Below are 24,104 nucleotides of genomic sequence, written 5' to 3'. Positions count from 1 at the left end.
TCAATGACGGATGGGTATGACTGCTACCAGAATGCGTTGGCAGAGAGGGTGAACGGCATTTTGAAAATGGAATATCTCTTGCGAAAGCCTAAAGATGTAGCTCAAGCAAGAAAAATGGTCGCTGAGTCAGTAGAAATCTATAATCAGATGAGGCCTCATACAGCGCTAAAATACAAAACGCCCGATGAAGTACACCGAGCGTTTTAACTAAAAAGTGTCAACCCATATCAGGACGGGTCATAAATGAAGTGTTTTCGCTAAGGTTAGTTTTCTTCAACTAAGATCGGTTTATCATCTTCTTGTGGCAGCTTATTACGCCCTAGCATCAACAGACATGGCGTTAGAACTAAGGTCAACACCGTTGCAAAAGCCAAACCGCCTGATACTGCCGTCGCCAATTGAGACCACCACTGGGTACTTGGCGCGCCAAACTCTACCTTTTGGTTAATCAAATCGATATTAATCTCTAATACCATCGGCAATAGACCCAATATGGTTGTCACTGTGGTCAAAAGCACCGGACGCAGACGCTGTACCCCGGTACGTAAAATGGCTTCACGCTTTTCTAACCCTCGGCGACGCAATTGGTTGTAGGTATCAATTAAGACGATATTGTTGTTAACCACTATCCCCGCCAAAGCGATCACCCCGATTCCCGACATCACCACACCAAATGGGCGCTGGAAGATAAGCAATCCGGCAAAAACGCCTACAGTGGAGAACAGAACCGCACTTAAGATCAAAAACGCTTGATAGAAACTATTAAACTGGGTGATCAAGATTAACGCCATCACTACCAGAGCGACTAAGAAGGCAGATTGCAAAAAGGCAGATGAGTTTTCTTGCTCTTCGTTTTGACCGCGCAATTTAAACTCAACTCCATCAGCAAACTTAAGCTCACTTAACGCCTGTTGGATCTTTGGTAGCTCCAGCGCAAGGTTATAGCCTTCTTTGATATCCGCTTTGATACTGATAATTCGGTGACCATCGACGCGATTAATAGTGTCTTGCTTGTGATCCGGGACAATGCTGGCAAAGTTGGTGATCGGCACCATGCCCAATGGCGTTTTTACTCGCAGTTGATCAAACTTGCCAATATCACGTTTGTCTTCTGGATAACGAACAATAATATCCACCTCTTCGTTCGAATCATCCGGCAGATAATCACCAATAGTTAAGCCATTAGTGACAAATTGCACCGTATTGCCGACGAGCGTAGCATCAGCAGCAAAACGAGAAGCGTCATCACGACGAATATCAATTTGCCAGTCAATCCCCTCTTTACTTGAGTTATCACTAATGTTGGTTAATGCTGGATAATTATCCGACCACTCACGCACTTGTTTGGCGGCTGAGTCCAAATCATCCAAATTCAGCGCCGACATTTCAATCACCAAGTCATGCTCAACCGGAGGACCTGCATCAGGGAACTTATATTCTATCTCCACCCCTGCGTATTGGTCAGTTTGCTGCTTGAGATCTTCAATAATGTCTTTCACTTTGCGACGATACTGCCAGTCAACTGGCGTGATCTGGATTTGACCAATCTCATCATCACCGCCGGTGCGAGTGTAGACGCTCTCAAATTCATCATGTCCCAGCATTGCTTGTTCGATATCGCGCATAATGTTGTCTTTCTCGTTAATCGAAAGATCGCCATAAGAGCGCACCTTAACGGTAAAAAATGGTGGATCCACTTCCGGGAAAAACTCTGCGCCTAATCCCGCTTTGTTGTAAGCCGTGCCAACACCAAATGCCATCGCAATGGCCAAAATGAGAATTTTGATTGGGTGGCTGAGGGCAATATCGAGCGTGTGATAATAGAGCTTTGTAATACCTGTCGCCTGTGAAAAGTCACCATCATGCAACGCAACCATGCGCGCTCGGCTTTCTTGCGTCACATGCTGCGGTTTACCAAATAAGCCGCCTAATACCGGCACAAATAGCAGCGCCATAACAAGCGAAGCAAACAAGGTAGCAATCAACGTCAGCGGTAAGAACTTCATAAACTCACCGGTGATGTCAGGCCAAAACAGTAGCGGTGCAAATGCCGCTAATGTGGTTGCGGTTGATGCAGTGATTGGCCACGCCATCCGTTTTGCTGCGTCTCGATAAGCTTGTTTTCTCGGTGTGCCTTCTTGCATGCGCCGATCGGCAAACTCGGTCACCACGATCGCACCATCCACCAGCATGCCGACCGCCATAATAAAGGAGAACAGCACCACGATATTCACCGTGACACCAAATACCGCCAGCGCCAGCAAACCTGCCAAAAACGAACCGGGAATCGAAATCCCGACCAACATCGCGGTGCGCATACCTAAAATGGCGATAATCACGATCACCACCAAGATGATCGCGGACAAAATATTGTTCTGCAGATCATTGAGCATCATCTTGACGTCATCGGACTGATCCCAAGTGTACTTAACCAGCAGATTGTTTGGCCATTGTGGGCTTTTCTGCGCCTCGGTCAGCACTGCCTTAACTAGTTCAACGGTTTCAATGATGTTTTCACCTGCGCGTTTACTCACATCGAGCACCACCGCAGATTCACCATCCAGACGGGCAAAGGTTTCTGGATCGCGAAACGCGCGGCGCACTGTCGCGACATCCGCGAAAGTGATCACTTGTTTGCCATCCACTTTAATCGGCAGTTCCAGAACATCTTTAATTGAGTCAAATACCGAAGGTACTTTAACGGAAAAACGCCCGTAGCCAGTATCAACAAAGCCGGCTGCCACCACGCGGTTGTTCAGCGCAATTAGGTTATAGATATCTGCCTGATCTAAGCCGTAGCTTTCCATCAGCAATGGGTCAACGATGATCTCAACGATATCCTCGCGATCCCCAGCAATCTCTACTTCCAGTACTTGTCGATAGCTCTCAAGCTTATCCTGCAGACGGCGAGCAATTTGCACTATGGTGCGCTCAGGCACTGTGCCGTAAAGCACCAAAGACAATACCGGCTCTTCCGATGCTAACGTCACTTCGTTAACGGTTGGCTCATCACTGTCTTCCGGTAATTTAGGTTTGGCAAGATCAACCGCTTCACGCACATCTGCCATCGCTTTGTTGAGATCCATCCCCACCGAGAACTCAAGCATCACCGAAGCGTGCCCTTCTGCTGCGGTCGCGGTCATCTCTTTTACGCCCTCAATTGAGCGCAGTTCTTGCTCGATAGGTCGCACTAAGAGACGTTCTGCATCAACCGGAGAAATCCCTTGGTGACCAACCGAAACATAGATAATGGGAATGGTGATGTCTGGGCTCGATTCTTTCGGAATCGTGATATAGGTGATCACCCCAGCGATAAGAATAAAGACCAGCAATACCAGCATGGTCCGAGTGCGCGAAAGCGCAGCATCAATTATGCTAAACATGCTGTCTCCTACTGCGCTTGGCTTGAGCTTGGTACTGCCATCACTTTATCGCCATCACGGACAAAACCTTGTCCAGTGGTGATAATATCCACTTCTTGACCTAGCCCTGTTAGCCAAACGCCATCTTGCTCTGCTTTGACTAATTGGATCGGCACAAACTTGACTGTATCTTGATTTAGCAGGGTTTTGACACCCAAATTGCCTGACTCATCCAAAGCCAGCATTGCGGGAGTGATTTTTACCGCTTGTTGATCTTTAAGATTCAGCTCTACCTCTGTACTCACACCTGCTGGAATTAACTGCTCTGGATTCGCCACTTCGATTTCGATAGGGAATGTATTGGTCGAAGCGGAAGAAACGCGCGCGATATAACGCACTTTGCCTTGGGTTTGCTGTCCGTTAATAAAGCGTACTGTTGCCGGCTGATTAAGCTTAATGTCTTGAATATGACGTTCACTAACATCAGCCTCAATGACGATTTTTTCCAAATCGATCAGCGTCGCAACCGGATCGCCAACACCGACAAAATCGCCCTTTTCGATAAACAGGTAATCGACTACTCCAGCAAACGGCGCTTTCACACTGGTATTACGCAGCGCAAGTTTGGCGTTACTGACCATGGCTTTGGCTTCAACCAGCATCGCTTGCGCATTGGCAAAAGCAACTTCGCCTTGTAATCCTTTACTCTTGAGTGATTGTGCCGCTTTAAACTCTTTCTCTCGCACCGCAAGCATCGCCGTTGCGCGCTGGAGTTGGATCTCTAAGTCACCTTTATCAATCATGGCAATCACTTGATTACGCTTGACGACATCGCCTTTTTTGACCTGCAGTGAGGTGATTTTCCCTGCAATTTCAGCACCGAGCTTCGCTTCTCTGTCAGGCGCTGTGCGTCCATAAAGATCAATGGTTTTATGAGTGGACTGGGCAACAAAGGTATCAAAGGCAACCTTAGCCAGCGGCACCTGAGTTTCTTGTTGTTTCTGATCAGTTGGCAACTCTTCTGAATTGGAAGAACCCATCGCCAACCATGTACCGAGCAATACGACGAGAAATATCGAGATAAAATAAGGTCGTACTGATAAAAAACGAAATATAGACAACTTAGCCATAACTATCCTTAACTACTTCATAAGCAACATCCAGCGTGCTTAAGATTCCTTTCTACTGTTTCTTATAGATTTTTGATCAAAAAGGACCGCATTAATCTTGTACACTTGGATAGCATAACAAGGTTGCAACAGATGACAAGTTTACAAAATGTACAATTTTTCGTAACAGCGACAAATTTGACGCCGCTCGTTAATTAACCAACTCATCGTTGTAATACAAAAAAAGCTGCCATTGGCAGCTTTTTCTCTTTCGTAGTGCAAATTACACGCTAAACGAAGCACCACAACCACAAGTCGTAGTTGCATTTGGGTTGTTAACGAAAAATCGTGAACCTTCCAAACCTTCCATGTAATCCACTTCACCACCAATCAAGTATTGTAGGCTCATAGGATCAACAACTAGCGTAACGCCGCTATTTACAATAGTGGTATCGCCATCATTTACGTTTTCATCAAACGTAAAGCCGTACTGGAAACCACTACAGCCGCCGCCTGTAATGTAGACGCGCAGTTTTAGATTTGGGTTTTCTTCCTCAGCAATCAACATGTTTACACGCTTTGCCGCCGCATCAGAAAATGTCAAAGGAATATTGGCTTCGCTCACACCGACCTCTCTCACTTGTCGCTACTGCTTATGATTTACCAAAGTTTGGTCGTATATTGTGCAGCAGTTTTGTTTTATTGATTGGGTGATTATCTAATACCTGAGTGCAGCGTTCAAGTATTCACCACCGATTGAGTAAATTGATAGTTTAACTTACTGGTTTTGAAGGCGGCAATTACCCACTTTGGTCTTAAATTGTTCATAATTTGTTGGAAAACGTTTTTCATCCTCGCATAGAGGGGTACAATGCCTCCCTTAAGCTGGTCCGAGCAATCAAAAGAGGATATTTCAATGACCAAATCAGCAGACCTATATGAAAAAGCGCAGAAAACCATTCCTGGCGGTGTGAACTCTCCAGTACGTGCTTTTAACGGCGTTGGTGGCGCTCCAATTTTTGTTGAACGTGCTGATGGCCCTCTAATTTTTGATGCTGACGGCAAAGCTTACATTGACTACGTGGGCTCTTGGGGTCCAATGATCCTAGGTCACAACCATGTTGCAATTCGCGAAGCTGTAATCGCGGCTGCACAACGTGGTCTAAGCTTTGGTGCACCAACTGAACTTGAAATCAATATGGCTGAGCTGGTTTCAGAGCTAGTACCATCAATGGAACAAGTTCGCATGGTAAGCTCAGGTACTGAAGCAACCATGAGCGCAATTCGCCTAGCACGCGGCTTTACGGGTCGTGACAAAATCATCAAGTTTGAAGGTTGTTACCACGGTCATGCTGATAGCCTGCTGGTTAAAGCAGGTTCAGGCGCTCTAACACTTGGTCAACCAAGCTCACCGGGTGTACCAGAAGACTTCGCGAAGCACACTCTAACTGCAACGTTCAACAACCTAGAGTCTGTACGTGAGTTGTTCGCAGCTAACAAAGATCAAATCGCGTGTATTATTGTTGAGCCTGTTGCAGGCAACATGAACTGTATTCCACCTGTAGATGGCTTCCACCAAGGTCTGCGTGAAATTTGTGACCAAGAAGGCGCACTACTGATCTTTGATGAGGTAATGACAGGCTTCCGCGTAGCACTTGGCGGCGCACAAGCGCATTACGACATCAAACCAGACCTAACCACGCTAGGTAAAGTGATTGGTGGCGGTATGCCTGTAGGTGCGTTTGGTGGTCGTCGCGAAGTGATGCAATACATCGCGCCAACAGGTCCAGTTTACCAAGCTGGTACTCTGTCTGGTAACCCAGTTGCAATGGCAGCAGGTTTTGCATGTCTAAACGTGCTACGCGCGGAAGGCAATGAAGAGCGTTTAGCTTACATCACCAAACAACTGGCTGACGGCTTTAAGCAACTGGCAGACAAGCACGGCATTCCTCTAGTGGTTAACCAAGTTGGCGGTATGTTCGGCTTCTTCTTTACTGAGCAAGAAAGCGTAACTTGCTACGAAGACGTAACTAAGTGTGATGTTGAACGCTTCAAGCGCTTCTTCCACTTAATGTTAGATAACGGTGTTTACCTAGCGCCTTCTGCTTTTGAAGCAAGCTTTACATCTCTGGCGCACGGCAGCAAAGAAATTGAAGCAACGCTTAGCGCGGCAGATCGCTGTTTCGCGATTCTTGCGCAAGAAGCAAAGTAATACCAGTTATTTTGAAGAGGCTGCCTAGGCAGCCTTTTTTATTGCCAATTGACAATAACTAAAAGCACGAGAGCGCTGAGTAACAGCGCAAACCACGGAATGCGACGCTTTGGTTTTTCCGCTGAAGTTGCACTGCACTTATCATTGTTGCAACACCCCATATTAAACTCTCCGCAAATAGGTTTTAGAAATACAACTCAAGAACATCACTTTGTGTGATTGACTACCCTGCGCTCGATTAAGAGTTGAAAACAGGCTCACTGCCTAGCGATGCCAATGGCAAACAATAAGAGTTAACAAAACTCTGATTTCAATATCTTGCAGTCACTGGGGTATCAAGCCATTATACTCTATATCTTGGTTATCTACTGGGCACTACTGTGACAAATAAAGTAAACATTACGTCAGGACATTGGGTTCTGATCGCAGCCTTACTTGGCGCAGGCTTCGCTTGTTTTCTATTAGTTGAGCCGTACATTAATTCTATTGTGATGGCATTTATTCTGTCGCTATTAATGTTTCCTATTCACGAGTGGATTGAAAGCAAACTGCCGAATCACAAAAACATCGTTTCTCTACTCTCTTGTGTGATTCTGACTTTTATTATTGTCATTCCGCTACTGTTCGTTTTTGCCGCCATCGTGCAGCAAGGTACGGTGTTTTCGCAAAATGTTTACTACTGGGTGACGCATGGCGGCATTCAAGAAGTCTTTGCCCATCCTTGGGTGGTCAAAGGGCTCAAACTGGTTAACACCTATTTGCCATTTGAAGAAATTCAGCCACAAGAAATTGCCCAGCGCGTGGCGCAGTTCGCCACCACCTTTGGCAGCAATATTGTCGGCTTTAGTGCTAAGATCTTAGGTGACGCGACTAACTTTTTGATGTCGTTCTTCTTAATGCTATTCGTGCTGTTCTTCCTATTGCGCGACCACGACAAAATTATTTCTGCAATGCGCCATATCTTGCCTCTTTCTCGTAGCCAAGAAGACAAGTTGCTGAGCGAAGTGGAAAAAGTAGCAAAATCTGCGGTTATGGGATCATTTCTAACCGCAATCGCGCAAGGTCTTGCTGGTGGTTTTGGTATGTGGTTGGCGGGTTTCCCAGGGCTTTTCTGGGGTACCATGATGGGCTTTGCATCCTTTATTCCTGTGGTGGGTACCGCGTTGATTTGGATTCCAGCAACTATCTACCTCTTCCTTACTGGTGATACAACATGGGCTATTTTCCTCTTGGTATGGAGTGTGGCCATCGTAGGTTCGATTGATAACTTGCTGCGACCACTGCTTATGCAAGGCAGCGCGGGAATGAATACCTTAATGATTTTCTTCTCGCTACTGGGTGGTCTACACCTATTTGGTTTGATTGGCCTTATCTACGGTCCAATTATTTTTGCCGTCACCATGGTCCTTTTCTATATCTATGAAGAAGAGTTTTCTGACTTCTTAGACCAACAAGATAAGAGTTAGCACCCGAGGGAGGATTATGAGAGAATCCTCCCTCTTTTTTATTCAGTCGAGCTACATCATGTCTGCCTATATTGCACCAAGCCAGATTGCTGAACGTCAGTTAGCCTATTTTTCAGGAAAACACGTTCTAGTCGCTGGTGAAGCCGAAGACCTCTTTCCAGTTGAGTTATCTAAACACTGTGAATCGGTAACGGTATTTACTACCAACTATGGCTACTACCGCCAGTTATCCGGCTACTCAACCATCACGAGTCTATTTGGTGCCGAGTTTACCGAGCAAACTTGTGCAGATATGGTTCTACTCTACTGGCCAAAGGCAAAAGCAGAAGCGGAATACTTGCTGGCGATGCTGATGGCGAAACTGGGTCCAGACACTGAAATTGTCGTGGTTGGTGAGAACCGCTCTGGGGTGAAAAGCATTGAAAAAATGTTCAAGCCTTATGGTCTGATCAACAAATATGATTCAGCCCGTCGTTGCTCATTTTATTGGGGTCAATGTAATCAAGCGGTGAAACCATTCAATCTTAACGATTGGTTTAAAACCTACACGGTTAACTACCAAACGCATCAACTGACAATCAAGAGTTTACCGGGTGTATTTAGCCATGGTGAGTTCGATATCGGCAGTCAGTTGCTGCTCGATACCTTGCCATCACTTACTGGCAAAGTGCTGGATTTTGGTTGTGGTGCAGGCGTCATTGGCAGTGTTATGGCGACGCTCAACCCAGAGATTAAGCTGGATATGTGTGATATTAGCGCACTGGCTATTGAGTCCTCTAAAGCAACCCTAGCGGCGAATAACTTGTCAGGTAATGTTTTTGCCTCGGACGTTTATTCAGATTGCGGCGACGACTACCAGTTTGTGATCAGTAACCCGCCGTTCCATTCAGGGTTAGATACCAGCTATAGCGCGACGGAAACCTTGTTAAAACATGCGCCAAAACAGTTAAAAACGTCTGGTGAACTGATTATTGTTGCCAATAGCTTTTTGCAGTATCCGCCAATTATTGAGCAAGCGTTTGGAAAATGCGACACGCTAAATAAGACCAATAAATTCGCGATTTATCGCGCACAAAAATAACGTTCAGTCCCGCAGAACGGCGTTTCTGCGGGCATTTTCTTCTCAAATCGCTTTTTTCTGCGCTGCCTACCACGCTTTCCGCCCCACTTACTTGTCAAAGTAAAAAAACTCGTTAATTTTGTCATTTTAGGCAATCTATACCTCAAGAACTTCTCACTGACTTGTTGCTAATCAGTGCCTTAAATAATCACGGTATACATAGTTAACGTTGAGTCCTCCGCTCAGCAATCATGGAAAGTTATACTTTAATTATGCTTAAGTTGTATCGAAAACAGCGCTTTAAACGCCTGCAAAACACCTTGATGTTAGCGTTTTTAGCCTTAAGTATTACCCCACTGACGGTAATCGCTCTCTTTTTCTTGCAGTCCCATAGCCAAGATCTGCAGGAACAAAGTACCTCACACCTAATTTCAGTTCGTGATAGCAAACAACAGCAGATCATCGATTACCTCAACGCACGTGAGTCTGAGGTGATGGGCTTTGTTCGCTCTGAACTTGCCTACGCAAGTGGCGGGCGCTTTTATGGCTTGGTCAATGCTTTCCAAAGCCTTGGCTTGGATATCGAACAAGCGCGGCAATATGCTCAGAAGCGTTATATTGTCGGCTCTGGCGACCAAGTAAAAACGTCAATTTTGCCAGAATCTCCAATATTCAATGGCACAGAGCGTTACCGACTGTTGCATAAGCGCTATCATCGCTCTTTCCTTGAACTCCTCAAGCGCTCTGATTTTGACGATATTCTGTTGGTGGATATTAACGGTAATGTCACTTACTCAATCTTTAAACACGAATACTTCGGCACTAACCTGCTTGATAACCAGTACAAAAACAGCAATTTAACGCAAGCGTTTGAGAAGTTGCGTGCTGATGTGACCAGTAAACACAAGGATAACCCTGACTACACACCTGTGGTCTTTTCCGATTTTAAACCAGAGCAAAACAAAAGTTATGCTTGGATTGGCGCACCGATTATCCAACAAGGCTACTTGCACAGTTACGCAATGTTTCGCTTACCCAACAACAGCCTAACCAAACTGATTGCTGACAATAACAATGTATGGGAAATCAAAACCCTACTGGTGGGTAAAGACAATCATCTACGCACCCTGTCCTACCAACAGCAAGACGTCGACAATAGCCAATCAATTATCGATAGTGCATTTACCAATCCATCAGCGGTGGGCACCTTTTACAACTCGTTAGGTGAAGAGATCATTGCCGCTCATAGCCATATTCAATCCAAAGGACTTGATTGGGCGCTAGTGGTCGAAGTACCTGAAAAAGAGGCTTTCTCTCGTATTAAGCAGCTCGAGACTCTGTTTGTGTTCGCGATGCTGTTTGCCATCGTTGTGGTGGTGATCGCGTCGCACTATCTGTCTAATTTTATTACAGCCCCGCTGCTCAAACTCACCTGGTCAGCTGAAAAGGCCTCTGCAGGCGATTTGAGCGCAGAAATCAACACCAGTCGCCGTGATGAAATTGGACGCTTAGCGATCGCTTTTGAGCGCATGCAGCGCTCGATTCGTGAAAAGATGCAGTTAATCAAAGAACAGAATGAAGAGCTGGAAAGTAACCTGAAACTGATTCAGAAAAAGAATGATGAACTGCAACTGGCAAACAAACTCAAAGATGAGTTTTTAGCCACCACCTCACACGAATTACGGACGCCTTTACACGGTATGGTCGGTATCGCCGAAACACTGGTATCAGGAGCCAATGGTCCTATTCGCGCCGAGCACAAATACCAGCTCGATATCATTATTAGCAGTGGTCTGCGCCTTGCTAATCTGGTTGATGACCTACTGGACTATCACAAAATGCGTTATGGCAATATGGACATAGCCACCAGCGCCGTCGATCTTTCCAGCGCCACTCGCCTAGTGCTTGAGCTCTCCTCTCACCTATTGGGCAACAAACAGATCCGCATTATCAACCAAGTACCAAGTGAGCCAGTTTGGGTTGCTGCCGATCCGCAGCGTCTTGAGCAAGTGCTGTACAACTTAGTCGGTAACGCCATCAAATACACCAATGAAGGCAAGATTGTCATTTCGGCCAATGTGGTCGATGCCAAACTTAGAGTGCAAGTGGTCGATACCGGTCAAGGCATACCGGCCGATCAGCTGGAGCATATTTTCGAGCCATTGATCCAAGCCGGCAGCGATACCAGTCGCTACCGCCAAGGCGCAGGACTTGGCTTATCGATTAGCCGTCAATTGGTTGAGCTAATGGGTGGCTCACTGTATGTCAGCAGCCAACCTATGGTAGGTACGACATTTAGCTTTACCTTGCCGCTTGCCACCGAACAACAAATCGATATGGCAAGCCACAGTGACAGCGTGCACTTTAAAGCGCCAGAAAGCTTTGAAGTTGAAGAAGCAGACATCGCGAGCTTGCCAGAAAATGCCGATGGCGAATTGCTATTGGTGGTTGATGATGAACCGGTCAACTTGCGTGTGTTAGACAGCTTCTTACGCCTCGCAGGCTATCGCGTTCGAACCGCTAAAGATGGCTACGAAGCGCTGCAATACATCGAGCAAGAAAAACCAGAACTGGTGTTGTTAGATGTGATGATGCCAGGTTTAAGTGGTTATCAGGTGTGTGAAACCATTCGCCAGCGATTTGATAATATTGAATTGCCCGTCATCATGCTAACCGCACTCAACCAAGCCGATGACCGCATTCGCGGCTTTGACGCGGGTGCCAACGACTACCTATCCAAGCCGTTTAATAAACAAGAACTGGCGGCAAGGATCTTGGTTCACTTATCGGCAAGCCAAGCAGAAAAACGTCTTTTAGAGAATCAAGAGTTGCAAGATGAACTGCGCCAACGCGCAGCGGTTGAAGCAAGCTTGATTGAAACCCAAGGTCGTCTGCTAGAACAACTTGAGTCAGCACCTGAAGCCATTATCTGTACCCGTGCCGACGGTAAAGTCCGTTTTGCCAATGAAGCAGCAGCACGCCTATTTAAACGCTCGGTTGAGCAACTTAAGCGCGCCAGCGCCGAAGAGTTGTTGTCACCGAAGTTTATCGATATTAATCAGGAGCATTATTGTGGCAAGGTCGACATCTATATAGAAGATACTCGCCAACATATTAATGGTGACATTCTTCGCCTGCCTGACGCTTCGGGTTTGAAGTCGATGTATATCTTCGACCATGGTGGTGGCGTAAATGCCGTACGCATCAACAACCTCGAAACCGCCATTGAAGCCCTAACCAGCTACGCCTTTGACGGTGATAAGGGCAAATTACAACAGCTTAAAGAGCTTGGTGGTGAATTTACCCGACTGGCTGATCGCGTCTCAAGCGATCAGAAGTCTAAACAAGAGCTGATGCGCGAGGTATTAGTCGATGCGATGGCTACCGCGCTTGATTACTGGGAGAGTTCAACCGGACACAGTAAGTTTACCTTCGCCGAACAAAGCGGTCTGTGGCGTGTCTACTTAGACCGCAGTACGCTACAAACCCGAACACTGGATAAGTACTTGCGCATCGAGACCCTGCCGAAAACGCCGCGTTGGCGTACCGTGCTCAACTCACTTGAATATATCCTTGCCAACTGTTCAGACATGACAACAGAGCGAAGCAAAATAGAAGAGCTACGCGATAAATTGCAACATTTGCTCACTACCTAAAAGTTGATATTCAGCAACAAGCCCACCCTTTGGTGGGCTTTTTTATTGCGCTAATTTATTGCGCTAGATAGCTATGAAATGAGTTTTTACACGACACAAAACAACGTCATCACTACCGTTAAAAACGCTCGATTTATCGAATGAAAACCACCGAATTTGGCGATAATCGTATTAGATTTACCCACTATAGAACGTAATTGAGAGAGCAATCACAACAATTCGGCAGATTTAAATTGGCGGATGAAATTAACCAAATGACAGCTAAGTGACAGAGATCTCAATCAAAAATAGCACCTTAAATTACCATTACAGCGAAGCGATAAAACGATAGTAACCACTAACATACTAATCTCACCCACAAACTTTTTGCGAGTGACATCAATATTAAAAAAACTTTAAAACCTTGTGCAAATCAACGGAAATTTACGTTATTAACGTTTGTCGCAATGTTTTTGACGAAATTAACGGGAATCGAAATTGCTAAAAGCGTCATTTCGGTGTTTTCTTAACCGTGCCTAAGGCCTACAGGCCACTCGAATGTGTATGACACCCTCCGACGTCATCCATCTCAATGAGGTAGGCCTTAGTGAGTGTTCATCAATTGATAACATTCGTATCCATTGTGAAATGAAAGCAAATAGTAAGGAACAGCTATGCTTGCCAACATTAAAAAAACTGCACTAGCAACAGCGATTATCGCAACAGCTACTACTGGTTTTGCATCAGTAGCAACAGCAGCAGAGAAAAATGAACTAACTATCCACCCGAAAGAGTTCACGACTTTTGTACGTAACTTCAACCCTTTCCTAGGTGCAACTAACCTACATACAACAACTGACTTCATGTTTGAGCCACTTGTTGTTTTCAACGAGATGCAAGGTAACACGCCTGTATTCCGTCTAGCAGAGAACTACACAATTGCTGACGACCTACTAAGCGTTGTATTTGATATCCGTAAAGGTGTGAAGTGGTCTGATGGCGAAACATTTAACGCAGACGACGTAATCTACTCTTTCAACCTAGTGAAAGAAAAACCTGAGCTAGACCAAGCTGGTACTAACGCTTGGGTAACGAAAGTAGAAAAGCTAAACGACTACCAAGTTAAGTTCTACGTTTCTGAAGCTAACTCAAACGCACCATATGAGATCGTTAAACTTCCTATCGTTCCTGAGCACATCTGGAGCAAAGTTGAAGATCCATCAACCTTCACCAACGAAAACCCAGTTGGTAGCGGTCCGTTTACTGAAATTGCTACATTTACACCACAACTTTACGTTCAGTGTGAAAACCCGAACTACTGGGATGCTGATAACCTAGATGTTGACTGTCTACGTGTTCCTCAAATCGCGAACAACGACCAGTTCCTAGGTAAAGTAATCAACGGCGAAATGGACTGGACTTCATCATTCATTCCAGACATCGACCGTACTTACGCTGCTGCAAGTCCTAACCACCAATACTGGTACCCGCCAGCAGGTACTCAAGCATTCGTAGTTAACTTCAAGCACCCAGATGCTGCTAAGAACGAAGCTCTAACTAACGTTGACTTCCGTCGTGCATTCTCTATGGCACTTGACCGTCAAACTATCATCGACATCGCATTCTACGGTGGCGGTACAGTGAATGACTTCGCATCTGGTCTAGGTTACGCATTCAAGACTTGGTCAGACGAAGAGACTCACAACAAGTACAAAGGCTTCAACACGTACAACGTTGAAGGCGCTAAAGAGCTTCTAGCGAAAGCTGGCTTTAAAGATGTGAACAACGATGGTTTCGTTGACACTCCATCTGGTAAGTCTTTTGAGCTACTAATCCAATCGCCAAATGGTTGGACTGACTTCAACAACACAGTTCAACTTGCTGTTGAGCAGCTAGCTGAAGTAGGTATCCAAGCGAAAGCTCGTACGCCAGACTTCTCTGTATACAACCAAGCGATGCTTGAAGCGACTTATGACGTTGCATACACCAACTACTTCCACGGTGCAGATCCACACTTGTACTGGAACAGTGGTTACAACTCTAACCTTCAAGAAGGTGACGGTATGCCTCGTTTCGCACTGCACTACTACAAAAATGCAGAGCTAGACAAACTACTTAACAGCTTCTACAAAACAGCTGATAAGAAAGAGCAGCTAGAAATTGCTCACGGCATCCAATCTATCATTGCTGAAAACCAAGTAACGATTCCTGTAATGTCTGGCGCATACATGTTCCAGTACAACACAACTCGCTTTACTGGTTGGTGGAATGAAGAAAACCCTCAAGGACGTCCAAACATTTGGGCTGGTATCCCTGAGCGTCTACTACACGTACTGGACCTAAAACCAGTTAAGTAATAGGCAATAAATCTAGCGGCGCACATTCCGTGCGCCGCACATCCCCCCCTCCTTCCAATATGTCATGAAAGGTATGGCGCTCTGCGTCAGGGGATTTCTACGCTCAAATTTGTAGTTTCGCTAAGAGCGACCTGACACCAGGAACAGGGAAAATCTGGGTGAGTAAGGTGTAAGTTATGGGTTATTTTTTAAGACGTTTGTCATTTTATTTTGTCGCCCTTTTAGTTGCGGCAACTTTAAACTTTATTATTCCGCGAGCAATGCCAGGTGACCCAGTTACCATGATGTTTGCTAACGCATCGGTTCAGGTTACACCTGAACGTATCGCAGCAATGAAAGAGCTACTAGGTTTCGTCGATGGCGGTCTATTGGTTCAATACGCTGCTTACATGAAAAACATTCTAAGTTGGGAATTGGGTACCTCTATCCAGTTCTACCCACTATCAGTAAATGAACTACTAGGTGGTGCATTTGGTTGGTCACTATTCCTAGCTGGTACTGCGGTAATTCTTTCCTTCTCACTAGGATCAATTCTTGGTATTTACGCAGCTTGGAAACGTGGCAGCAAATACGATGCCTTTATCACTCCAGGTATGCTGGTTATCCAAGCGGTTCCTCAAGTTGTAATCGCGATGATTGCCCTATTTACCTTCGCAATCGGTCTTAAGTGGTTCCCGACTGGCTATGCATATACAGCCGGTACCTCACCAGATTGGACTAGCTGGGCATTTATCAAAGACGTTGCCTACCATGCTGTCCTTCCTCTTTTCTGTGCGACCGTGGTTCAGATTGGTGGCTTCTTGGTGAACATGCGTAACAACATGATCAACCTGCTAGCAGAAGACTACATCACCATGGCAAAAGGTAAGGGTCTTAACGAGAAGCGTATCGTTTTCAACTACGCGGCACGTAACGCGATGCTACCAAGTGTAACCGCACTTTCGATGGCTTTGGGTATGGCAATCGGTGGTCAGTTGATTATCGAAATCATCTTTAACTACCCAGGTCTTGGTTCAGTACTGTTTAACGCAATCAAAGCACGTGATTACCAAGTGCTGCAAGGTCAGCTACTTATCATGACTCTATTTATGCTGTTCTTTAACCTACTAGCAGACATGCTGTACGTTGTTCTTGACCCTCGCCTACGTAAGGGAGGCAAATAATTATGAAAGGTTTCGTTAAACTCGTTATTGGCAACCCAATGGCACTCGTGGGCAGTATCATCCTCGCATGTTTCGTTTTTATTGCCTTATTTGCTCCTTTATTAGCAAAACACGCACCAGACAAGCGCACTGGTAACCCACACGAGTATCCATCAATCGTGGTGAAATCAGCGCAAAGCAATCCTGATGGTTGGATCGCACAAAACCTTGCTGACGACCGTCGCACACTGATTTTGTCGAAAAAAGCCGACCACGTAATGGGTACTAGCCGCATGGGTCGTGACGTTTGGTCTCAGTTTGTTCATGGTGCACGTGTTTCACTTGCAGTTGGCTTTGGCGCAGGTATCACTGTGTGTTTCCTAGCAACAGTTATCGGTATCTCAGCTGGTTACTTTGGTGGTCGTGTCGATGACATTTTGACTGCTGCGATGAACATCATGCTGGTAATCCCACAATATCCATTGCTGTTCGTACTGGCTGCATTTATCGGTGAGGCAGGGCCGCTAACCATTGCCTTGATAATCGGCTTTACCGCCTGGGCCTGGGGTGCGCGTGTCATACGTTCTCAAACCATGGCACTGCGTGAAAAAGAGTTTGTTAAAGCAGCAGAAGTACTGGGTGAATCTTCATGGCGCATTATCTTCGTTGAAATTCTACCAAACCTTATCCCAATCGTTGGTGCAAGCTTCATCGGTTCGGTGATGTACGCAATCATGATGGAAGCGACTATCTCGTTCCTAGGTCTTGGTGACCCGAATACCGTTAGTTGGGGCATCATGCTTTACAACGTACAAACCTCATCTTCAATGCTAATTGGCGCTTGGTGGGAGCTACTAGCACCATGTTCAGCACTGATCTTACTGATGACTGGTCTGGCTCTACTTAACTTCGCGGTAGATGAAATTGCTAACCCGCAACTTCGTTCACACAAAGGCATGAAACGCTGGAAAAAACTTGCTGAGCAAGAAAAGAAAGAGCGCGAGCCTGAACTACCACCACAAAATGCACTTTGGAGCGGAGATAAATAATCATGACAGCACCACTAATTTCTATCCGCAATCTATGCGTTGACTACATTACTGCCTCGGGTGATGTTCGAGCGTGTAACAACGTTAGTTTCGATATCGCACCGGGTGAAGTGTTCGGTCTTGCTGGTGAATCTGGTTGTGGTAAATCAACCGTTGCCTTCTCGCTGATGCGTCTACATAAGCCGCCAGCGTTTATCACCGGCGGTGAGGTAATCTTCAACGGTGAAAACATCTTAGAGTACAGTGATGACCGTATGCAGGCATTCCGCTGGAGTGAAATGTCGATGGTTTTCCAAAGTGCAATGAACGCTCTAAACCCAGTTTTAACCATGGAAGAGCAGTTCTGTGACGTGATTATGCGCCACACTAATATGACTCGTGAGCAAGCACGTAAACGTGCTGAGGGTCTACTTGAGATTGTCGATATTCACCCAAATCGTCTAACAGATTACCCACACCAGTTCTCTGGTGGCATGCGTCAGCGCTTGGTTATTGCGATCGCTCTGGCACTTAATCCGAAGATGATCATCATGGATGAACCAACAACTGCACTGGATGTAGTGGTTCAACGTGAAATTCTACAAAAAATCTACGCACTTAAAGAAGAGTTTGGTTTCTCGATTCTGTTTATTACGCACGACCTATCACTGATGGTCGAGTTCTCTGACCGAATCGGCATCATGTACTCTGGTGAGTTGATTGAAGTTGCTCCTTCGAAGGAAATTTTAACTAGCCCATACCACCCTTACACCAAGGGCTTGGGTAGCTCTTTCCCTCCACTAACCGGGCCAAAAACGAAACTAACAGGTATTCCAGGTAACCCTCTGAACTTGCTTGAAATCCCTCAAGGTTGTCGCTTCCAAGCTCGTTGCGACCGTGTACATGACAAATGTACTCAGGTTGAGACCAAGTTGAGACAGATTGAGCCAAATCGCTACTCAAACTGCCACCTTTACGGTGAGCCAATTGCCCAGACCAAGATCTAGCAATGTAAAAAAGCAAAACTAAAAAATTTCTGGAGACAATCATGAGCAAAGATTTCGGCGAACTACTGGTAGAGGGTAAAAACCTCGTTAAGGATTTCCCTATCAGCAGTAATGCCCTAAAACAACCAATGATGCGTGCAATCAACGACGTATCATTCAAGATGTACAAAAGCCGTGGCTTATCTGTGGTCGGTGAATCTGGTTCAGGTAAATCAACCACTGCAAAAATGATCGCAAAAATGTACGCGCCAACCTCAGGTACGATTGAGTACAAAGGTCGTGACATTCTTGATATCAAATCTAAGTCAGATCTAATGCACTACCGTGAAGGTGTGCAGATGGTATGGCAAGACCCGTTTGGTTCACTTAACCCAACGCACAACATTTTCCACCATATCGCACGTCCGTTGTTGATCCATAAAAAGGTCAAACCGGGCAACAAAAAGGAGCTGGAAGAGCGTGTGTACGACTTGCTAGAACAAGTTGGCTTGATCCCACCAAAAGCGACCGCTGAAAAGTTCCCCCATCAGCTATCAGGTGGTCAACGTCAGCGTGTTAACTTAGCGCGTAACATTGCGGTAGGTGCGGAAGTTGTCCTCGCCGATGAGCCGACCTCAATGCTCGACGTTTCTATCCGTGCCGGGGTACTTAACCTGATGGAAGAAATGAAGTTTGAGAAGCAAATGTCGCTACTTTACATCACCCACGACATCGCGACTGCACGTTACATCGCAGAAGATCTTGCGGTTATGTATGTCGGTCACATGGTTGAATGGGGTGACACGGAAGAGATCATCCACGATCCGCAACACCCATATACTCAATTGCTGGTTTCAGCGGTGCCAGATCCAAGCAAGTCGATCCACGAAAAACTGAAAGGCAATAAGGGTGAAATCCCACTCTGGACGCCAGATTCAGTCGGTTGTCCATTTGCCGGTCGCTGTACCCATGCAACTGATAAGTGTCGTGAACGTCTACCGGGTGTTACGCAGTTATCTGACAACCACTTTGTGCGCTGTTACTTATACGAAAACTAAGCACTAACGAGCCAAGAGTTGCGACTCTTGGCTCTCATTCTCTCACAGAAGCTATTACCAATATTTTTGCGGAGACAGCAATGCTGCTAGTTACTAACCATCTTGGTTATGAATCCCTTGGGCCTAAACAGGCTGTATTGATGACGAAAAAGCTACGCCTAACCACTACCACTGCCTTGTTAGTGTGTGCTGACAGTCATCAAACTGTTGCGTCTATAGAAGTTGAAAAAGGCGGAAAAGTTGCACATTGGCACCAAGGGAATTTTTTTCGCATTGATTTCTCCAATTACCAATCTCTCGGACGCTACTACCTGCGTTTCGATAACATCCGTTCAGAAATATTCGAAATAGGCTCTGGGGTCTTAATGCAAAAGACCTTCTCTGATGTACTGCACTATTTTAAATCACAACGTTGTGGCGGCATCTTTGATAAGCAAGACCATCAAGCACCAGTGCTTGATAGCGAACAAGCCGTTGATGCTCATGGCGGTTGGTATGACGCCTCAGGTGATGTAAGCAAATATCTCAGTCACTTGTCTTACGCTAACTACTTTAACCCTCAGCAAACCCCGATGGTGGTTTGGAATATGCTAAAAGGCTTAGAGCTGGTTGCAGACAATGAAAAATTTGCCAAGTTTTCTGCCGTGCGCTTAGTCGAAGAAGCCCTGTATGGCGCCGACTTTTTACTACGTATGCAAAACCCGGCAGGCTTTTTCTATATGACGGTATTTGATAAGTGGTCAAAAGACATTAATCAGCGCGAGATCTGTGCTTACGCAACTCAAGATGGGCATAAGTCAGCCGATTATCAAGCTGGTTTTCGCCAAGGTGGCGGTGTGACAATTGCGGCTCTTGCGAAAGTGGCTCGTCTTGAACAAGACGGAGAATTTACATCGGCGGATTATTTACAAGCGGCAGAAACAGGCTATTGGCACCTCAAAGAGTTCAACACCCAATATCTCAATGATGGTGAAGAAAATATCATTGATGAGTACTGCGCACTCTTGGCTGTGGTTGAGCTTTTCCGCTCCACTCACAACCATGACTATCTCGCCGAAGCTCGCCTTTGGGCAGAGCGCCTGGCTGCGCGTCAAACCTCAGATAGCCAGCAGGAAAACTACTGGTCAGCCAACCACGATGGCTCAAGACCTTATTTCCACGCTGCTGAAGCGGGACTTCCGGTTATAGCCTTGTGTGAATACCTTGCCATCGAACCAGAGCAAGCGCTGCGCGAGCCAATGGTTCAAGTGGTCAATCAAGCAATTAACTTCGAGCTGGCGATCACAAGCCAAGTTGCCAATCCATTTGGTTACCCGCGCCAATATGTCAAACCAGTTGATGGTGACAAGCGCGCGGCGTTTTTTGTCGCCCACAACAACGAGACCGGCTACTGGTGGCAAGGCGAAAATGCCCGCTTAGGCTCGTTGGCAACGATGGCATTTATGGCGCAGCCGTTTGTTACTGATGCCCAACAACGTAGCCAATTAATTCGCTACGCACAAAACGCCTTGAACTGGGTAGTTGGACACAACCCATACAACATGAGCATGCTCGATGGTCATGGACACAATAACCCTGATTACTTACCTCACCTTGGTTTCTTTAATGCTAAAGGTGGCGTTTGCAACGGTATTACAGGCGGTTTTGAGGACGAGGAAGATATTGCATTTAATCCTCCTAAGCAGAAAGATGATATGTTGCAGAACTGGCGATGGGGTGAGCAATGGATCCCTCACGGAGCTTGGTATTTGCTCGCGATCATCTGTCAATTTAACCATTTTGACAGCTTAAAGGAGCAATAACATGACTCGTTACCATGTAGGTATAGACGGCGGCGGCACCTCTTGTCGCGCACGCATTCGCGATGAAAACCACACACTAATCGGTGAAGCTAAAAGTGGCAGTGCCAACATTATGTTGGGCGCAGAAGTCGCGATGGCTGCGATTATTGAAGCGATTAGAGTTGCTGCAAACCAAGGTGGGTTAACTCAACAAGACTTTACCAATATGCATGTCGGTCTAGCCCTTGCTGGCGCCGAGCATAAAAACTCTTGGCAAGCTTTTATGGCGCTACCTCATCCTTTTGCCTCCTTGGTTCTTAATACCGATGCTTACGGTGCATGCCTTGGCGCGCACAATGGCGATGATGGCGCAATTATGATTGGCGGCACTGGTTCGTGCGGCATTTTTCTCCAAAACGGTGAACAGCATGTCGTCGGTGGTCGCGAGTTTCCTATCTCTGATCAAGGCGGCGGCGCAGTTATGGGGCTACGTCTTATTCAACAAGTGCTGCTCGCTTATGACGGTATCGTGGAAAAAACACCACTTGCCGAACATGTACTGAATTACTTTGGTCATGACGTCGATGCGATTGTTGAGTGGTCAAAAGGCGCAATTCCAAAAGATTATGGACAGTTTTCTCCAGCCATTTTTGAGCATGCCTATCAAGGCGACAGCCTTGCAATCTCAATGCTCAAACAAACGGCAGCAGATATTGAGATGTTCCTCATTGCATTAAATCGCAAAGGTGCAACGCGCATTTGCTTAATGGGCAGCATTGCTGAACGCATTCAAGATTGGCTATCTCCTCCTGTACAACAGTGGATTGTTACTCCTCAATTTGACGCAATTGAAGGAGCAATCATGATGGCAGGAAAAGCAGAACACAATCTGTATTAAAGGTTTGTATTTATGAGCTACCGTGTTGATCTCACTGTTTTATCTGAACAAAAACAGTTTTGCCGTTTCGGCGTAACCTTGCACAACCTTTCCGATCAAGATTTGGTCGACTGGAAACTGCAATTTATTATCGACCGCTATATTCTTCCAGATAGTTTTACCTGTGGAGAGATCTCGCAAATAGGTAGTTTTTGTACGGTCACCCCTGACATCGAAGTATTGCAGGCCAATCAGCATTATTACTGTGAGTTCAGCATCAATACGGCGCCCCTACGTTACTACACCGACGGCTTTAAAGATGCCCTAATTGTCGAGCAGCATGGCAAGGTCACCCACCCTGTCGTAGTGACTCCAATTGCGCTCGCCTCGCCATATCGCGACCGCTCAGTGGTCCCTGAGGTAGATAGTCATCGTCTTGCACTGATCCCTAAACCAAATGCGATGACAGTGCATGACGGGCACTATTTACTGTCACCAAATAGTCAGATCACTTTGCAATCAACTCGCGCTGAAAAAGCGGCGACTTGGCTGCAAGTCGAATTGGACTCTTTGTTCCAATTTAAAACCAATCCAATTGGTCATAGTGACATTCTATTTCGTGATAATCCGACCCTAGATGAAGGGGAATACAATTTAACCATCAACAGTAATGGTATTCGCCTAGAAGCAGGCTCTACTGCCGGCTTTGTGCATGCCAGCGCTACGCTGCTGCAACTTCTCGAAGTGACCGGACAAGCCAACACGCTCAAAGCACCTTATGTGCAAATCACAGATACGCCACGTTTCCGTTACCGTGGCATGATGCTGGATTGTGCCCGCCATTTTCATCCGGTTGAGCGCGTGAAACGCCTGATTAATCACCTTGCGCACTACAAATTTAACCACTTTCATTGGCACCTTACCGATGATGAAGGCTGGCGCGTAGAAATAAAAGCCTACCCAGAGTTAACCGAGATTGGTGCTAAGCGTGGCGTTGGTACTGCGCTTGAACCGCAGTTCAGTAGCTTAAAAGAGCCTCACCAAGGTTACTACTCGCAAGAGCAAATTCGCGACGTCATTTGTTATGCCGAAGAGCGTGGGATCACTGTTATTCCAGAAATCGATATTCCTGGTCACTGTCGTGCAGCCTTGAAATCACTGCCTGATCTTTTGTGTGATACCGAAGACAAATCACAGTATCGCAGCATTCAACACTATAACGACAATGTGCTATCACCAGCCCTACAAGGCACCTACGACTTCCTTGATAACGTGCTGACAGAAGTGGCTGAACTATTCCCTTCTCCTTGGGTGCACATTGGCGCAGATGAAGTGCCAGATGGCGTGTGGGTGAACAGTCCAAGCTGCAAAGCCTTAATGGCAGAGCACGGCTATCACAGCGCAAAAGAGCTACAAGGTCATCTGCTGCGCTATGCAGAAAAAAGACTAAAAACGCTTGGCAAACGCATGGTCGGTTGGGAAGAAGCGCAGCACGGCAACAAGGTAAGCAAAGACACCATTATCTATTCGTGGCTTAGCGAAGAAGCGGCACTGAACTGTGCTAGCCAAGGTTTCGATGTCATTTTACAGCCAGCGCAATACACCTACTTGGATATGACACAAGATTATTCTCCAGAAGAACCCGGGGTTGATTGGGCAAGCACCATTCCACTAGAGATCGCCTATCGTTATGAGCCGCTGAAAGAAGTGCCAGATAGCGATCCGATCCGCAAACGTATTTTAGGTATTCAGTGCGCGCTGTGGTGTGAGATTGTCACCCACCAGCAACGCATGGACTACATGGTGTTCCCACGCTTAACCGCGCTAGCAGAAGCGTGTTGGACGAACAAACCACAACGAGATTGGACAGATTATTTATCGCGTTTGAAAGGACATTTACCGCTACTTGATAAACAGGGCGTTGAATACCGTCATCCGTGGCAAACAAATAACCGCTAACAGCCTGAAGTTGTTAGAAGTTTTCACTAGCTTAAAAGTTTAACCACCTAAGAGTGGCTTGGTAAAAAGGAA

At 46.1% G+C, this 24,104-nt stretch carries 16 protein-coding genes; 13 read left to right on the top strand and 3 right to left on the bottom strand.

The genetic code is table 11. From position 1 onward, the window contains the following. On the top strand, nt 1-207 hold a 207-nt coding region (locus DPF93_RS09460; RefSeq protein WP_164675302.1), incomplete at its 5' end, for an integrase core domain-containing protein. Between the two features lie 56 nt (nt 208-263). Here DPF93_RS09460 and DPF93_RS09455 read toward each other — a convergent pair. The 3 genes from DPF93_RS09455 to erpA all read right to left on the bottom strand — a co-directional run bounded on the left by DPF93_RS09455 (nt 264) and on the right by erpA (nt 5,096). Then, entirely contained in the window at nt 264-3,383 is a 3,120-nt protein-coding gene (locus tag DPF93_RS09455; RefSeq protein WP_114765952.1) for an efflux RND transporter permease subunit, read from the bottom strand. An 8-nt stretch (nt 3,384-3,391) separates the two neighbouring features. Further along, on the bottom strand, nt 3,392-4,492 hold the full coding sequence (locus DPF93_RS09450; RefSeq protein ID WP_114765951.1) for an efflux RND transporter periplasmic adaptor subunit: 1,101 nt from the start codon (nt 4,490-4,492) through the stop codon (nt 3,392-3,394). Between the two features lie 262 nt (nt 4,493-4,754). Then, nucleotides 4,755-5,096 (bottom strand): iron-sulfur cluster insertion protein ErpA, encoded by a 342-nt coding sequence (erpA, locus tag DPF93_RS09445; RefSeq protein ID WP_114765950.1) that lies wholly within the window; start codon nt 5,094-5,096, stop codon nt 4,755-4,757. A gap of 291 nt (nt 5,097-5,387) precedes the next feature. Between erpA and hemL the strand changes: the two genes are divergently transcribed. From hemL to DPF93_RS09385, 12 genes are all read left to right on the top strand, one after another. Beyond that, the gene (hemL, locus tag DPF93_RS09440; protein WP_114765949.1) at nt 5,388-6,683 is read left to right on the top strand and encodes a glutamate-1-semialdehyde 2,1-aminomutase; all 1,296 of its coding nucleotides are present in this window, start codon (nt 5,388-5,390) and stop codon (nt 6,681-6,683) included. A gap of 380 nt (nt 6,684-7,063) precedes the next feature. Continuing rightward, entirely contained in the window at nt 7,064-8,149 is a 1,086-nt protein-coding gene (locus tag DPF93_RS09435) for an AI-2E family transporter (protein ID WP_114765948.1), read from the top strand. A 58-nt stretch (nt 8,150-8,207) separates the two neighbouring features. Further along, the gene (gene rsmC / locus DPF93_RS09430; protein WP_114765947.1) at nt 8,208-9,230 is read left to right on the top strand and encodes a 16S rRNA (guanine(1207)-N(2))-methyltransferase RsmC; all 1,023 of its coding nucleotides are present in this window, start codon (nt 8,208-8,210) and stop codon (nt 9,228-9,230) included. A gap of 251 nt (nt 9,231-9,481) precedes the next feature. Then, nucleotides 9,482-12,865 (top strand): response regulator, encoded by a 3,384-nt coding sequence (locus DPF93_RS09425; RefSeq protein WP_114765946.1) that lies wholly within the window; start codon nt 9,482-9,484, stop codon nt 12,863-12,865. A gap of 653 nt (nt 12,866-13,518) precedes the next feature. After that, complete coding sequence (locus tag DPF93_RS09420) at nt 13,519-15,201, top strand: ABC transporter substrate-binding protein (protein WP_114765945.1); 1,683 nt, start codon at nt 13,519-13,521, stop codon at nt 15,199-15,201. A 176-nt stretch (nt 15,202-15,377) separates the two neighbouring features. Further along, the gene (locus DPF93_RS09415; RefSeq protein ID WP_114765944.1) at nt 15,378-16,364 is read left to right on the top strand and encodes an ABC transporter permease; all 987 of its coding nucleotides are present in this window, start codon (nt 15,378-15,380) and stop codon (nt 16,362-16,364) included. 2 nt (nt 16,365-16,366) lie between these two features. Then, the gene (locus tag DPF93_RS09410) at nt 16,367-17,392 is read left to right on the top strand and encodes an ABC transporter permease (protein ID WP_114765943.1); all 1,026 of its coding nucleotides are present in this window, start codon (nt 16,367-16,369) and stop codon (nt 17,390-17,392) included. A 2-nt stretch (nt 17,393-17,394) separates the two neighbouring features. After that, nucleotides 17,395-18,378, top strand: coding sequence for an ABC transporter ATP-binding protein (locus DPF93_RS09405; protein ID WP_114765942.1), 984 nt, complete (start codon nt 17,395-17,397; stop codon nt 18,376-18,378). Between the two features lie 41 nt (nt 18,379-18,419). Next, the gene (locus DPF93_RS09400; RefSeq protein ID WP_114765941.1) at nt 18,420-19,415 is read left to right on the top strand and encodes an ABC transporter ATP-binding protein; all 996 of its coding nucleotides are present in this window, start codon (nt 18,420-18,422) and stop codon (nt 19,413-19,415) included. A gap of 80 nt (nt 19,416-19,495) precedes the next feature. Beyond that, nucleotides 19,496-21,217 (top strand): glycoside hydrolase family 9 protein, encoded by a 1,722-nt coding sequence (locus DPF93_RS09395; protein ID WP_114765940.1) that lies wholly within the window; start codon nt 19,496-19,498, stop codon nt 21,215-21,217. A gap of 1 nt (nt 21,218) precedes the next feature. Then, nucleotides 21,219-22,094: a glucosamine kinase nucleotide-binding domain-containing protein gene (locus DPF93_RS09390; RefSeq protein ID WP_114765939.1), complete on the top strand. Its 876-nt coding sequence runs from the start codon at nt 21,219-21,221 to the stop codon at nt 22,092-22,094. A gap of 12 nt (nt 22,095-22,106) precedes the next feature. Next, nucleotides 22,107-24,032: a beta-N-acetylhexosaminidase gene (locus tag DPF93_RS09385; RefSeq protein ID WP_114765938.1), complete on the top strand. Its 1,926-nt coding sequence runs from the start codon at nt 22,107-22,109 to the stop codon at nt 24,030-24,032. Nucleotides 24,033-24,104 lie beyond the last annotated feature (72 nt).

The organism is Vibrio rhodolitus (assembly GCF_003350325.1).
Taxonomy (GTDB): Bacteria; Pseudomonadota; Gammaproteobacteria; order Enterobacterales; family Vibrionaceae; genus Vibrio; species Vibrio rhodolitus.
This window is presented reverse-complemented; position numbering and strand designations above follow the sequence as displayed.

Coding starts and splice junctions, on each gene's coding strand:
- DPF93_RS09455 (WP_114765952.1), bottom strand. CDS start 3,383: ATGTTTAGCATAATTGATGCTGCGCTTTCGCGCACTCGGACCATGCTG.
- DPF93_RS09450 (WP_114765951.1), bottom strand. CDS start 4,492: ATGGCTAAGTTGTCTATATTTCGTTTTTTATCAGTACGACCTTATTTT.
- hemL (WP_114765949.1), top strand. CDS start 5,388: ATGACCAAATCAGCAGACCTATATGAAAAAGCGCAGAAAACCATTCCT.
- rsmC (WP_114765947.1), top strand. CDS start 8,208: ATGTCTGCCTATATTGCACCAAGCCAGATTGCTGAACGTCAGTTAGCC.
- DPF93_RS09425 (WP_114765946.1), top strand. CDS start 9,482: ATGCTTAAGTTGTATCGAAAACAGCGCTTTAAACGCCTGCAAAACACC.
- DPF93_RS09420 (WP_114765945.1), top strand. CDS start 13,519: ATGCTTGCCAACATTAAAAAAACTGCACTAGCAACAGCGATTATCGCA.
- DPF93_RS09415 (WP_114765944.1), top strand. CDS start 15,378: ATGGGTTATTTTTTAAGACGTTTGTCATTTTATTTTGTCGCCCTTTTA.
- DPF93_RS09410 (WP_114765943.1), top strand. CDS start 16,367: ATGAAAGGTTTCGTTAAACTCGTTATTGGCAACCCAATGGCACTCGTG.
- DPF93_RS09405 (WP_114765942.1), top strand. CDS start 17,395: ATGACAGCACCACTAATTTCTATCCGCAATCTATGCGTTGACTACATT.
- DPF93_RS09400 (WP_114765941.1), top strand. CDS start 18,420: ATGAGCAAAGATTTCGGCGAACTACTGGTAGAGGGTAAAAACCTCGTT.
- DPF93_RS09395 (WP_114765940.1), top strand. CDS start 19,496: ATGCTGCTAGTTACTAACCATCTTGGTTATGAATCCCTTGGGCCTAAA.
- DPF93_RS09390 (WP_114765939.1), top strand. CDS start 21,219: ATGACTCGTTACCATGTAGGTATAGACGGCGGCGGCACCTCTTGTCGC.
- DPF93_RS09385 (WP_114765938.1), top strand. CDS start 22,107: ATGAGCTACCGTGTTGATCTCACTGTTTTATCTGAACAAAAACAGTTT.